This window comes from Bacillus sp. FSL R5-0603 (assembly GCF_038050295.1).
Lineage (GTDB): Bacteria > Bacillota > Bacilli > Bacillales > Bacillaceae > Bacillus > Bacillus subtilis.
This window is the reverse complement of the sequence record NZ_JBBOYP010000001.1, coordinates 2274616-2287910: the sequence shown is the minus strand read 5'-3', so window position 1 is coordinate 2287910 and position 13295 is coordinate 2274616. Positions and strand designations below refer to the sequence as shown.

The 13295-nt window shown below is 43.7% G+C and carries 10 protein-coding genes and 1 pseudogene; 7 read left to right on the top strand and 4 right to left on the bottom strand.

Annotation, left to right across the window (positions count from 1 at the left end; all coding sequences use genetic code 11):
• Nucleotides 1-7: 7 nt before the first annotated feature.
• Nucleotides 8-1252, top strand: coding sequence for a DNA polymerase IV (locus NYE56_RS11585; RefSeq protein WP_341283876.1), 1245 nt, complete (start codon nt 8-10; stop codon nt 1250-1252).
• A 109-nt stretch (nt 1253-1361) separates the two neighbouring features.
• A complete protein-coding gene (gene gndA / locus NYE56_RS11580) occupies nt 1362-2771 on the top strand; it encodes an NADP-dependent phosphogluconate dehydrogenase (RefSeq protein ID WP_123373109.1) in 1410 nt (469 codons plus the stop codon).
• Nucleotides 2772-2894: 123 nt separating this feature from the next.
• Here gndA and zwf read toward each other — a convergent pair whose 3' ends face one another.
• Nucleotides 2895-4364: a glucose-6-phosphate dehydrogenase gene (gene zwf / locus NYE56_RS11575; RefSeq protein ID WP_341283875.1), complete on the bottom strand. Its 1470-nt coding sequence runs from the start codon at nt 4362-4364 to the stop codon at nt 2895-2897.
• A gap of 226 nt (nt 4365-4590) precedes the next feature.
• Between zwf and rnz the strand changes: the two genes are divergently transcribed.
• On the top strand, nt 4591-5514 hold the full coding sequence (rnz, locus tag NYE56_RS11570; protein ID WP_014477267.1) for a ribonuclease Z: 924 nt from the start codon (nt 4591-4593) through the stop codon (nt 5512-5514).
• 81 nt (nt 5515-5595) lie between these two features.
• A complete protein-coding gene (rpmG, locus tag NYE56_RS11565) occupies nt 5596-5745 on the top strand; it encodes a 50S ribosomal protein L33 (RefSeq protein ID WP_003226511.1) in 150 nt (49 codons plus the stop codon).
• 43 nt (nt 5746-5788) lie between these two features.
• On the opposite strand, the gene NYE56_RS11560 is transcribed toward rpmG, so the two are convergent.
• On the bottom strand, nt 5789-6550 hold the full coding sequence (locus NYE56_RS11560; protein ID WP_341283874.1) for an alpha/beta fold hydrolase: 762 nt from the start codon (nt 6548-6550) through the stop codon (nt 5789-5791).
• Nucleotides 6551-6738: 188 nt separating this feature from the next.
• Here NYE56_RS11560 and NYE56_RS11555 point away from each other — a divergent pair.
• Nucleotides 6739-8087 (top strand): annotated as a pseudogene (locus NYE56_RS11555) (IS1182 family transposase).
• Nucleotides 8088-8224: 137 nt separating this feature from the next.
• On the opposite strand, the gene namA reads toward NYE56_RS11555, so the two are convergent.
• On the bottom strand, nt 8225-9241 hold the full coding sequence (gene namA / locus NYE56_RS11550; protein ID WP_341283873.1) for an NADPH dehydrogenase NamA: 1017 nt from the start codon (nt 9239-9241) through the stop codon (nt 8225-8227).
• Between the two features lie 171 nt (nt 9242-9412).
• On the opposite strand from namA, the gene NYE56_RS11545 reads away from it, so the two are divergent.
• Entirely contained in the window at nt 9413-11056 is a 1644-nt protein-coding gene (locus tag NYE56_RS11545; RefSeq protein WP_268555486.1) for a M20/M25/M40 family metallo-hydrolase, read from the top strand.
• Nucleotides 11057-11095: 39 nt separating this feature from the next.
• Here the strand turns inward: NYE56_RS11545 and proC are convergent, their stop codons facing one another.
• On the bottom strand, nt 11096-11932 hold the full coding sequence (gene proC, locus NYE56_RS11540; protein ID WP_268555485.1) for a pyrroline-5-carboxylate reductase: 837 nt from the start codon (nt 11930-11932) through the stop codon (nt 11096-11098).
• A 403-nt stretch (nt 11933-12335) separates the two neighbouring features.
• Here proC and NYE56_RS11535 point away from each other — a divergent pair, with 403 nt between their 5' ends.
• Nucleotides 12336-13295 carry an MBL fold metallo-hydrolase gene (locus tag NYE56_RS11535; protein WP_341283872.1) on the top strand — a complete coding sequence of 320 codons (960 nt, stop codon included), beginning with the start codon at nt 12336-12338 and terminating at the stop codon, nt 13293-13295.

Sequence of the window (13295 nt, the reverse complement as noted above, 5' to 3'; positions counted from 1 at the left end):
TTTGTTTATGCCGGGAAAGAGCCGAATTATTTTCCATATTGATATGAATAGCTTTTATGCGTCGGTTGAAATGGCATATGATCCGGCTCTCCGGGGAAAGCCGGTCGCAGTTGCCGGAAACGTAAAGGAGCGAAAGGGCATTGTGGTAACATGCAGCTACGAAGCAAGAGCGCGCGGCGTCAAAACAACGATGCCGGTTTGGCAAGCGAAGCGCCATTGTCCTGAGCTCATCGTTCTTCCGCCGAACTTTGACCGCTATAGAAACTCTTCACGAGCGATGTTTACCATTCTTCGTGAATATACTGACCTGGTGGAGCCTGTCTCCATCGACGAAGGCTATATGGATATGACCGATACACCGTACAGCAGCCGCGCTCTGGAGACGGCAAAAGAAATCCAAAGCAGGCTGCAAAAAGAGCTGCTGCTCCCGTCAAGCATAGGGATCGCGCCGAATAAATTTCTTGCTAAGATGGCGTCTGATATGAAAAAACCGCTTGGAATTACGATCTTAAGAAAGAGGCAAGTGCCTGATATCCTGTGGCCGCTTCCTGTTGGAGAGATGCACGGAATCGGCAAAAAGACAGCGGAAAAACTGAAGGGACTCGGCATCCATACAATCGGAGAGCTAGCTGCAGCTGATGAACACTCGCTGAAGCGCCTGCTTGGCATCAACGGTCCGCGCCTTAAAAATAAAGCAAATGGCATTCACCATGCGCCGGTTGACCCGGAGCGCATTTACGAATTTAAAAGCGTCGGCAACTCATCGACACTTTCCCATGATTCCAGTGATGAAGAAGAGCTGTTAGGTGTCTTTAGAAAGCTTGCCGCTTCTGTGAGTGACCGTTTACAGCGCAAGGAAGTCATGGCTTCGAAGCTTTTTATCATGATTAGATATGCGGATTGGAAAACCATCACAAGAAGCACCACGCTGAGAAACCCGATTGATCAAAAAAATGACATTTTGAAAGAAGCGGAGCACCTCTTTTTTAAACATTGGAATAAAAATCCTGTCAGGCTGCTTGGCATTACCGGAACGGATTTAGTAGAAAAAGAGCAGGCCTATAAGCAGCTCGATTTGTTCAGCTTTAATGAGGATGCGAAGGATGAGCCCATTCAGCAGATGATGGAAAAGCTGAATAAAAAGTATGGTACCAAACTGATCAGAAAAGGGGCAACGTTAAAAAAAGAGGAGAGCAAAACAAAGGGAACAAGCTTTAATAAAGATTTTTTTCAAGATGAAAAGAAAAGCTGAATCGCTTGAAAAAAAGGGTGAATGTATGGTAATTTCTTTATTATAAATATCATTTTATTTTAATTTAAATTTTAAAATGATTAAACGTTTGCAGAAGGGACGTTAGAATATGTCAAAACAACAAATCGGCGTTATCGGACTTGCGGTCATGGGTAAAAATCTGGCTTTAAATATCGAAAGCCGGGGATTTTCTGTTTCTGTTTACAACAGATCAAGCAGTAAAACTGAGGAGTTTTTACAGGAGGCAAAAGGAAAAAATGTTGTTGGCACATACAGCATTGAAGAATTTGTCCAATCCTTGGAAACACCGCGCAAAATCTTATTAATGGTTAAAGCGGGAACTGCAACAGATGCGACAATTCAATCTCTTCTTCCTCATCTAGAGAAGGATGATATTTTAATTGACGGCGGTAATACATACTATAAAGATACACAGCGCCGTAACAAAGAACTCGCTGAAAGCGGCATTCATTTTATCGGAACAGGCGTTTCCGGCGGAGAAGAAGGGGCACTTAAAGGACCTTCTATCATGCCTGGCGGACAAAAAGAAGCACATGAGCTTGTAAAACCGATTCTTGAAGCCATTTCTGCAAAAGTTGACGGAGAACCTTGTACGACATATATCGGTCCGGACGGCGCCGGCCATTACGTAAAAATGGTGCACAACGGAATTGAATACGGAGATATGCAGCTGATCTCTGAATCATATTTCATTCTGAAACAGGTGCTGGGCCTTTCTGCTGATGAGCTTCATGAAGTTTTCGCTGAATGGAATAAAGGTGAGCTTGATAGCTACCTGATTGAGATTACGGCTGACATCTTCACAAAAAAAGACGAAGAGACAGGCAAACCGCTTGTTGATGTGATTCTTGATAAAGCAGGGCAAAAAGGAACAGGAAAATGGACAAGCCAAAGCGCACTTGACTTAGGCGTTCCGCTTCCGATTATTACTGAATCTGTATTCGCACGCTTTATCTCAGCTATGAAGGAAGAGCGTGTGAAAGCGAGCGGACTTCTTTCAGGACCAGAATTGAAGCCTGTTACAGAAAATAAAGAAGAGCTGATTGAAGCGGTCAGAAAAGCGTTGTTCATGAGTAAAATCTGCTCATACGCGCAAGGATTTGCCCAAATGAAAGCTGCTTCTGAAGAATACAACTGGGATCTGAAATATGGTGAAATCGCTATGATCTTCCGCGGTGGCTGCATCATTCGCGCGGCATTCCTTCAGAAGATCAAAGAAGCTTACGATCGCGAGCCTGAGCTTGACAACCTGCTTCTTGACAGCTATTTCAAGAATATTGTAGAAAGCTACCAAGGAGCGCTTCGCCAAGTGATTTCACTTGCAGTTGCCCAAGGTGTGCCGGTGCCATCATTCTCAAGCGCTTTAGCCTACTATGACAGCTACCGCACAGCCGTACTGCCTGCAAACTTAATCCAAGCACAGCGCGACTACTTTGGCGCTCATACTTATGAGCGTACTGACAAAGAAGGCATCTTCCATACTGAATGGATGAAGTAATCAATAGAAACCCCCGAAGCTCTTAAGCTTTGGGGGTTTTGTTATTAAAGAGATTGTTATACCTTTGTGACAGCGTAAAAAAGCCGAAAATGCTTGTAAACATTTTCGGCTTTTTTCTTCTTATTATATATTCCACCAGTGTAAGCCGTCTTTCGCCAAAAGATCATCAGATTCTTTCGGTCCCATTGAGCCTGATTCGTAGTTAGGAGATAAGGTTTTGTTTGCTGCCCATGTTTCAGAAATAGAGTCGACAAAGCTCCAAGAAAGGGCAACTTCATCCCAGTGTGCAAAGTTTGTTGCATCGCCAAGAAGACAGTCGTGAATTAGTTTTTCATATGCTTCAGGGGTGTTCAACTCGTCATTGCAATTGCTGCAATAATCGAGTTTGATTGGCTGTGCGTGTGCTGCTCCGCCAAGCTTTTTAGCATTTAAGTAAAGCGTAATGCCTTCGTCAGGCTGAATATGAATGACAAGCAAGTTCGGATTCATGTTGTTTTCATTGCCGTAGTACAGGTTCATCGGAATGTCCTTAAATTGAACGACAATTTTTGTGGTCTTTTCTTTCATTCGTTTTCCTGTACGGATATAGAATGGAACACCAGCCCATCTGAAGTTGTCAATCAAGAGCTTGCCGGCAACAAAGGTTTCTGTATTGGAGTCAGGAGCGACATTATCTTCTTCTGTATAAGAAGGAACAGGTACACCGTCAATTTCACCGGCTTGATATTGTCCGCGCACAAAGTATTCATCCACTTTGTCTTTTGCAATAGGACGCAGTGCTCTCAGCACTTTCACTTTTTCGCTGCGGATTTCTTCTGTGTTCAATTTAATCGGCGGCTCCATTGCTAGAAGGGCAACCATCTGCATAATATGGTTTTGCACCATGTCGCGAAGGGCGCCTGATTTTTCGTAATATCTTGCGCGGTCTTCAACGCCTAGTGATTCGCTAGATGTGATTTGAATGTTTGAAATGTAGCGGTTTGTCCAAAGCGGTTCGAAAATCGCATTGGCAAATCGAATCACTTCAATGTTCTGAACCATTTGTTTGCCTAGATAATGGTCGATTCTGTAAATTTGATCTTCCGTAAATGCTTCGCGGATTTCTTTATTCAATGCCTGTGCGCTTGGCAGATCATGGCCGAACGGTTTTTCGATGACAAGGCGGGACCAGCCGGTTGTAGCTGTTACACCCTCTGATTTTAATGTTTTTGCAATCGTTCCGAAGAATTCAGGAGCCATTGCCAAGTAGAACATTCTGTTGTTAGGAATTTGATATGTATCTTCCAGCTGGTTAAGCAATACGTTAAGCTCTTGATAAGAGCCAGGGTTTGTCACGTCAAACGGGTGATAGTAAAAATGAGACGTGAAATCATCTATATGCTTATCTGCAGATGAGGAAATGGATGTTTTAACAGTTTGGCGAAGATCCTCATTAGACCAAGGTCTTCTTCCAACTCCTACCACTGCAAACTCTTCTCCGATTTGTCCGTTTTGATATAAACGGTGAATAGACGGATACAATTTTCGTTTTGCTAAATCTCCAGTTGCACCGAATATGACAATTACTGCTTTTGGTTGTTGGTTTGTTTTCACTAAAAGTACCTCACTTTATTCGAAGCTTTATTTTAGTACACCCCGTATATTTCCTTCATTTTAAATCTAAAATTCAACGAAAGCAAACATTTAAGCCCTTTTTTAAGCAGAATGCTGAAAAAATGTTTCTAACACGAAAGGATTGTTCTTTTCAGAGGCAAGATTCACATTTTGAGCTTGATCCTGTATTCTTGTAGGTATCTGGTTCTAGTAGGAGGAAGGAAACGTGGAATTACTTTTTTTAGGGACGGGAGCCGGCATTCCCGCCAAGGCGAGAAATGTAACGTCGGTGGCATTAAAATTGCTTGAAGAAAGGCGTTCGGTATGGCTTTTTGACTGCGGGGAAGCCACACAGCATCAAATTTTACATACAACGATTAAACCTCGTAAAATAGAGAAAATCTTTATTACACACATGCACGGCGATCATGTATACGGACTTCCGGGGCTTCTGGGGAGCCGTTCCTTTCAAGGCGGAGAGGACGAGCTGACAGTGTACGGACCTAAAGGGATCAAGGCGTTTATTGAAACAAGCCTTGCCGTCACGAAGACCCATTTGACATATCCGCTTGCGGTCCAGGAAATTGAAGAAGGAATCGTGTTTGAGGACGATCAGTTTATTGTCACAGCGGTATCTGTTATTCATGGAGTGGAAGCCTTCGGGTACCGTGTGCAGGAAAAAGACGTACCGGGTTCCTTGAAGGCTGATGTATTAAAAGAAATGAACATCCCGCCCGGACCTGTATATCAGAAAATCAAAAAAGGCGAAACGGTAACGCTTGAAGACGGACGAATCATCAATGGGAATGATTTTCTGGAGCCTCCTAAAAAGGGAAGATCTGTTGTGTTCTCCGGTGATACGAGAGTAAGTGACAAACTAAAAGAGCTTGCGAGGGATTGTGATGTGCTTGTTCATGAAGCAACCTTTGCTAAGGAAGACCGTAAACTTGCTTATGATTATTATCACAGTACAACCGAACAAGCGGCTGTAACAGCGAAAGAAGCAAGAGCGAAGCAGCTCATTTTAACCCATATCAGCGCAAGATATCAGGGAGATGCTTCTTTGGAGCTTCAAAAAGAAGCGGTTGACGTTTTCCCCAATAGCGTGGCGGCATATGATTTCTTAGAGGTAAACGTCCCGCGAGGCTGAAGGCGGAGCTCTTATTTGACAATTTGTGATAACGTTGTATAATAAAACGTAATCATTACGCTTTATAAGGAGATGTTAATTATGAGAGTAAATGTTACTTTAGCCTGCACTGAAACGGGAGACCGAAATTACATCACAACAAAAAATAAACGCACCAATCCAGACCGTTTGGAGCTGAAAAAATATTCACCGCGTTTAAAGAAATATACCCTTCACCGTGAAACAAAATAATATAAAAGACCGGGAATCTCTTATGGCCCGGTCTTTTTTTACGTTAATTGACTGCCTGGTAAAGAGGAGCGGCCTGCTGACACGCTGCGCACCATACGTCATAAATAGCCAAGTGAACGATATGAGGTTCATCATGATGGATGTTGTGGGAGCTGTTTTTAGCTTGAATCCAGCCGCTTTGGTTAGATAGAGACAATATGCTGCTGTGCAAGTTTTGCCACTCCTGTTCAGCAGCGAATAACTCAGTCCGTTCTCCTGATGACAACACAAGAAGAGGCATGTTTCCTAAGTGGACTTGCCGCTTTTTGAGCTCCTGCAGACTTTTTGAAAACTCTGCATGTGTGCCCTCAAGCATCATCTTTCTCGTATGTGATTTGTGCATTTCTTCGGGTATAAAGGTAAAGCTGGCGCAATCGCCTAAAGCTGGGTCAAGAAGGACCATGCCGATAATATCATACTTGTTTTTGCAGGCCCATAAACCGGTGATGACAGCTCCGTATGAGTGTGAAACAGCCAAATAAGGAGGTTTTACATCAGCTGCTTTAAGCAAACTCTCCAATTCTTTCACTTGTTGATCAGCTGTTCGTTTAGCTCTGCTTTGCCCGCTTTTTCCTATGCCTGCCCGATCATATGTGAAAATGCCAAATTCATCATCAATGTCCGCCATTAATGGTTTCCACGTCTCAGAAGAAGTACCATAGCCGGCCTCAAAGACAATCGTTACACCGCTTGATCCTTTCCGGTGCTGTGTATGAAACGCACATCCGTCAATTGTATATGTCTTTTCCATCCAAGCTGATTTCATTGGAGTCATCTCCTCTAATTGGTTCTACTAGGGAGACGGAGAACCTTAGCCGATCGTTTCTCTAAAAATAAAAAAAGAGATATCCTCCAGGCTGTCGAGAAAATCTCGGCAGCCTTTACTTTTCCTTAAAATATCCATTCTTCTGTAATAAAATAAAAGAAAGACTTCAAAAGGACGGTGTCTTTCTCATGTTCCATACAAGAAATTCTTCTCAAAACGCAGCCGAATTTGTTCTTCTCGACCAACTTGTCGAAGAAGATCATCTGCTTCGAAAAATAAATACATAGACTTCTCTTTTATCATTGAAAAGGTTAAACCTTATTACAGTGAAAACAAAGGCCGCCCCTCACTTGATCCGCTGATTTTATTCAAAATGATGTTTATCGGATACCTCTATGGTATCCGTTCAGAAAGACAGCTCGAAAAAGAAATTTACTACAATATGGCGTACAGATGGTTTCTGGGATTGAACATAAACGATCCAGTTCCGCACCACTCCACCATCAGCTGGAACAGACGCACACGTTTTAAAGATACAACCATCTTCCAATATATTTTTGATGAGATCGTTCTTCAGGCCATCAATCATGACATGGTGGGCGGACGTGTCCTATTCACCGATTCCACTCACCTTAAAGCCAATGCCAACAAGCATAAATACACAAGAAAAACGATTGAACAGGATACACAAAACTATATCAAAGATTTAAATGAAGCCATCAAAGAAGATCGAGAGGAACACGGAAAAAAGCCACTAATAGTCAAAGAGGAGGTGAAAGCTGAAAAAGAGATCCGCCACAGTACAACTGATCCCGAAAGTGGATATCTGTATCGCGAAAACAAACCAGAAGGTTTTTTCTATTTAGATCACCGCACAACAGATATGAAATACAACATTATCACCGATGCCTATGTCACACCTGGAAATGTCCATGATTCTGTGCCTTATCTTGATCGATTAGATCACCAAATCGCACGATTTGGTTTTCAAGTAGAAGCTGTCGCCCTTGATTCCGGATATTTAACAACTCCCATCTGTAAAGGATTATCTGACCGTCATATTTTTGGCGTCATTGCCTACAGAAGATATCACCCTACTAGAGGCTTGTTTCCAAAATGGAAATTTCATTACGACATTGAAAAAGACAGGTACATTTGCCCGAACCAGCAAACACTCACATACTCAACAACTAACCGAAAAGGCTACAGGTCATATAAATCAAATCCTGAAACATGTTCCTCATGCCCTTTTCTTGAAAACTGCACAAAATCAAAAAAACATCAGAAAGTCATCACCCGGCATGTATGGGAAGACCACAAAGAAAAGATCAGGCAAAATCGCTTGTCTGTTTCAGGAAAAAAACTCTACAAAAAAAGAAAAGAAAAAATAGAGCGAAGCTTTGCAGATTCAAAACAACTGCACGGGCTTCGCTATTGCAGGTTGAGGGGAAAACGGAATGTGAGCGAACAAGTTCTCCTCACAGCCGCATGCCAGAACATGAAGAAGATTGCCACATACCTAGCCAAGCAGAGCTAGGTATGTGGGAGCTCTTTTCTGTTTTTGAAATCAGCTGAAAATCTAAAGAAACATTACAAAACAAAAAAGCTTGTAGAAAAAACATCGTTTTCTCTACAAGCTGAGAGATATCCTCTACAGGATATCTCTTATGGGCATTACCAGCCTCTTTCGTATTGGACAGGGGCCGGAATCTCTGTATTGAGCTGTTTCGCAGCAGTTCTTGCAAAGAATGGATCTCGCAAAAGCTCTCTGCCGATAAAGATGAGGTCGGCACGTCCGTTTTGCAGAATTTCTTCAGCCATTGAACCGTCTGTAATCATGCCGACGGCACCAGTAGCCATGTCCGCCTGTTCACGGATTTTCTCAGCGAAGCTGACCTGATAGCCAGGGAATACGTTAATGTCTGCGTGAACAAGGGCGCCTGAGCTGCAGTCAATTAAGTCAACCCCCTGCTCCTTCATCCATTTTGCAAAACCGATGTGATCGGCAATGTCTAAGCCTTTATCAGTGTAGTCAGAAGCAGATACACGGACAAATAAAGGACCGTCCCATACTTGTTTGACTTCATCAATGATCTCTCTCAAGAAACGAAAGCGGTTTTCAGGTGAGCCGCCGTATTCATCTGTGCGATGGTTGGAAAGCGGAGACAAAAATTCATGAATTAAATATCCGTGCGCCGCATGAATTTCAATCACATCAAAGCCGGCTTCTTTTGCGCGGGCAGCCGCTTGCTTGAACTCCTGAACTGTTTCTTTTACTTTTTCTGCTGACATTTCTACAGGTGTTGCTGATTGTTCGTCAAACGCAATCGCCGATGGAGCGAAGATATCTCCTTCAAGCTCAGCTTTACGTCCGGCATGGGCAAGCTGAATGCCGATTTTTGAACCTTGTTCTTTGACCTGCTCAGTCAGTTTGGCAAAGCCTTCAATATGCTCGTCGCTCCAAATGCCTAAGTCTTGGTCAGTGATTCGTCCTTGAGGGTTAACCGCTGACGCCTCTACAATAATCAGTCCGACCTGGCCGATTGCGCGCGATATGTAATGTGCCATGTGGAACGGTGTTAATTTTCCGTCCTTTTCATGAGAAGAATACATGCACATTGGCGACATGACAATGCGGTTTTTTAACGTCATATCTTTAATTGTAATAGGTGTAAATAATTTTCTGGCCATTTCTTTCGCCTCCCGTAAGGTTTTTAGAGATTGATTATATCAAGTCGTTTCATTCCCGTCATATAAACTGCTCAAAAGAACCGGTTTTGTCAAACATTTCTGTATAATAGACGAGAAATCAGTTTATTTTTCAGTATTGAAGCATTTTTATTCATAGGAGGGGCGGAATCAATGAATTGGCAGACGAAGGACGAATTGCTGGCACTTTTAACTTCTCTTGTACAATACGAAAGCATCACCGGTTCGAAGGGCGAGGCAGCACTTGCAGAGTATCTTTATTTTATTTTGAAGGACAAGCCCTATTTTCAAAAGCACCCTGATGATGTAACACTTCATCCGATGGACGATGGCAGATCTTTTCTTACGGCTCTAGTCAAAAAGAAGAATGTCAAAAAGACAGTGCTTCTGCTGAGTCATTTTGATGTCGTTGACATAGAAGATTACGGCGAATTTAAACATATGGCTTGCAAGCCTGCTGAGCTTTTGAGCTCCTTTTTAGAGAAAAAAGAGCTGCTCCCGGAACGTGTGAGAAGAGATGCCGAAAGCGGAGACTGGCTGTTCGGAAGAGGGACGATGGATATGAAAGCAGGGCTTTGTGTTCAACTGTCGATGCTGGAGAGGGCAATGAACGGGCATTTTGAGGGCAATCTGCTGTTGATAACGGTTCCGGACGAGGAAGTGAATTCAAGAGGCATGATTGAAGCGGTTCCTGCATTGAAGGAAATGGAGAAAAAGCATGATATCACATTAACCGCTTGCCTGAATGCCGAACCGATGTTTGAAAAATTTCCCGGCGATCAGCAGCAATATTTTTATACAGGAAGCATTGGCAAGGTGCTTGCGGGTTTTTTCTGCAAGGGGATTGAGACACATGTTGGAGAGCCGTTTTCAGGCCTAAACGCGAATTTAATGGTATCTGAGATTAACCGTTTGCTTGAACTGAATGCTGATTATTGCGAAAAGGTTGATTGCGAGGTCACTCCGCCGCCGGTAAACTTAATGCAAAAGGACTTGAAAGAGGCATATTCAGTCCAGACACCGCATACAGCTGTCACATTATTTAATGTGCTGTCAATGAAACGCTCAGCTAGTGAGCTGCATCAGATGCTGCTGAAAACAGCAGAACAGGCGGCAGAGGAAATCATGTCGAACGTTCGAAAGAAAACACAGGATTTTCAACAATTTGAGCCATTTCAGCCCATTGAACGGGACGTCACTGTTTTGACATTTGATGAGCTGGTCTCGCGTGCAAAAAAGCGTGCGGGGATCTCGGAAACAGAGCGGGCTCTAAATTATGCCTTTGCTAACAGGGGGGAGCTTGGAGACAGGGATTTTTCGACGAAAATTGTTTCTGAGCTTGCTTCGCTTTGTAAGGAGGATGCGCCGCTCATCGTTCTATTTTATAGTCCGCCGCTTTATCCAGCTGTTTCTTCAAAGGATGATCAATTGATCAGAAATACAGCAGATCAGTTAAAGCATTATGCGGCTGAGCGATACGGCATTGCATTACGGGAGGTTCAGTACTTCCCCGGACTTTCGGACTTGAGTTATCTTCAGCTGGAAAAGCAGGAGGTTGATGCATACACAAGCAATATGCCGCTCTTTAACAGAGGATATTCATTGCCAAGCGGTAAAAATCAGGCTTTATATGTCCCGGTTTTAAATGTCGGTCCGGCTGGTAAAGACCCGCATAAATGGACGGAAAGATTGTATATGCCTTATTCCTTTGAAGTGCTTCCCGATTTGCTTTCATTTACGATCTCCGTGCTATTAAAGCAATCAGAATCTGCCGGCCAGCTGCTGCGGGAAAAATAAAAAACAGAAGGCACTGTGCCTTCTGCTTTTGTCTTACATCTAAGAATGTCTCTCTAAGGCGGCACCGGCAAACTGTTCTTTAATTTCTGCGCTCCGTTTAGCTGTTTCTTCAATACAGTGAATAATTGCTTCTTCAAAGCGGGCGTCCTGTAAAGCGCGAAGACCTGCCTCTGTAGTGCCCCCAGGACTGGTGATTTCTTTACGCAGCTTTTCCGGCTGTTTGCCGCTTTGAAGGAGCATATCTGTTGCCCCTGCCATTGTCTGCAAAATGAGTGCTTTTGCCGTTTCTTTATCTAATCCTACTTTTTGTGCCGCTTTTTCCATCGCCTCAATATAACGATACACATAGGCCGGGCCGCTGCCTGCGATTGCAGTGACAGCGTCAAGATGTCGCTCCTCAACCAGTGTTGCATCACCGATTGTTTCCAATAGAGCTTTTGCGGCACTAATATCATTCTGGCTTGCTTCAGCGCTTACGGAAAATCCGGTTGCTGATTTTCTGATTGCTGCTGATGTATTCGGCATGACGCGAATGACCGGGAGCTTTCTGCCAAAATAATGCTGAATGGTTTCGATGGTAAGGCCTGCAAGTACTGAAATTACAAGCTGGTCCTTGATATACGGCCGGATGCTGTCGATGCTTTCCGCCGCGTCTTTCGGTTTGAAAGCGAGGATAATGATATCGGTGTGAGTGAAAAACTCATTTTTATCTCTGCATGGACGCACGCCGTACGTTTCCTTTAATTCAATCAGACGCTCGTCATTTGAGCGATTTGTAATATAGATATGTTCTGGTTTTGTGATGCCGCTTTGCAAAATGCCGTTGATCATTGCTTCTGCCATTGACCCGGCGCCGACAAATCCTATCTTTTTCATTGATATCCTCCTTCTATCAGAACAACAAAAAACCTTTTCATCACGTAAAGGACGAAAAGGTTCGCGGTACCACCCTCATTAGCACAAATTGTGCTCAGCTCAAATCCCGTAACGCGGGAAACGTTTAGGTTTTCCTAACCGCGACTTGAGGGCAGGTTCTACAAACAAGCGGGCCGCAACACCTTTCAGCCGGGGGTATCGCTCTCTTAGGCCATTGCCTTGTATACTATTCCTCGTCATAGCGTTCCAATGGTTCTCGTTTTAGTTTGTTGTTCATTATGCAATGGCGGATAAGCTAATGTCAATAGCTTTTTCAAAAAGGTTTGTTCTCATTCTGCAATAATGACACAAGACCGAGAAAAAGCTAAAATATGAATAATGAATGAAGACAAGGAGCGAAAGGATGACAACTGAAGATGTAATTGCGATCCGCGTCCCGACGCCGTTTGCTGTCGGCGATGTTATCGTTTACCTCGTAAAAGGTGATGCACTGACACTTATCGATGCCGGGCCGAATACAAAAGAGGCTGCCAGAGCCCTACAAGAGCAGCTTGCCGCTGTAAATGTGAAAATGTCAGATATCGAGCAGGTTGTACTGACTCACCATCATGCTGATCATGCAGGCTTGCTTGATGTCTTTTCAGATGAAATCGAAGTGATTGGGCATACATTCAACGAACCTTATATCAGCCGAAATCAAGCCTTTATAGATTGGCAAAAACGTTTTTTTCAAAAGCTGCTGCCTGAATTAGGCGTTCCATTTGATACGGGGAAGGCGGAAAAGCTGATTCGATCAGCGTACGCATTTTCCTGTACGAGATCTCTGACAAAATCAATCAGAGAAGGTATGGGCATAGATGGGCTTGAGGGCTGGTCTGTGTTGGAGATGCCTGGACATGCTGAATCGCATATCGTTCTGTTCCATGAAAAAAGCGGAAGGATGCTTGGCGGCGATCTACTGCTGGCAAACAGCTCGTCTAATCCGATTTTGGAAGCGCCGAAAGCGGGAGACGTCAGGTCAAAGCCTTTAGTGGATTATCAGCGGTCATTGCGAAGGCTGTCTCAACTTGATCCAACAATCGTATTTCCTGGTCACGGCGAGCCTATCACCAGTGTACAAGCGCTGATTGAGAAGCGTTTTGACAAGCAGAGGAACAGGACGGAGGATGTGCGTCGCATGCTGGATGAAAAGCCGATGACCGCTTTTCAGGTCTGTCAGCAGCTTTTTCCTGCTGTATATGAAAAAGAATTGTTTTTAACGATGTCAGAAACGGCAGGTCACCTTGATGTGTTGGAGGCTGAAGAAGCCATCACGTCATATTGGGAAGGAAATACCGCATACTTTAAAACAATGAAGAGGTGA

Coding starts and splice junctions, on each gene's coding strand:
- NYE56_RS11560 (WP_341283874.1), bottom strand. CDS start 6,550: ATGAAATCAGCTTGGATGGAAAAGACATATACAATTGACGGATGTGCG.
- NYE56_RS11535 (WP_341283872.1), top strand. CDS start 12,336: ATGACAACTGAAGATGTAATTGCGATCCGCGTCCCGACGCCGTTTGCT.
- namA (WP_341283873.1), bottom strand. CDS start 9,241: ATGGCCAGAAAATTATTTACACCTATTACAATTAAAGATATGACGTTA.
- proC (WP_268555485.1), bottom strand. CDS start 11,932: ATGAAAAAGATAGGATTTGTCGGCGCCGGGTCAATGGCAGAAGCAATG.
- NYE56_RS11585 (WP_341283876.1), top strand. CDS start 8: ATGCCGGGAAAGAGCCGAATTATTTTCCATATTGATATGAATAGCTTT.
- rpmG (WP_003226511.1), top strand. CDS start 5,596: ATGAGAGTAAATGTTACTTTAGCCTGCACTGAAACGGGAGACCGAAAT.
- NYE56_RS11545 (WP_268555486.1), top strand. CDS start 9,413: ATGAATTGGCAGACGAAGGACGAATTGCTGGCACTTTTAACTTCTCTT.
- gndA (WP_123373109.1), top strand. CDS start 1,362: ATGTCAAAACAACAAATCGGCGTTATCGGACTTGCGGTCATGGGTAAA.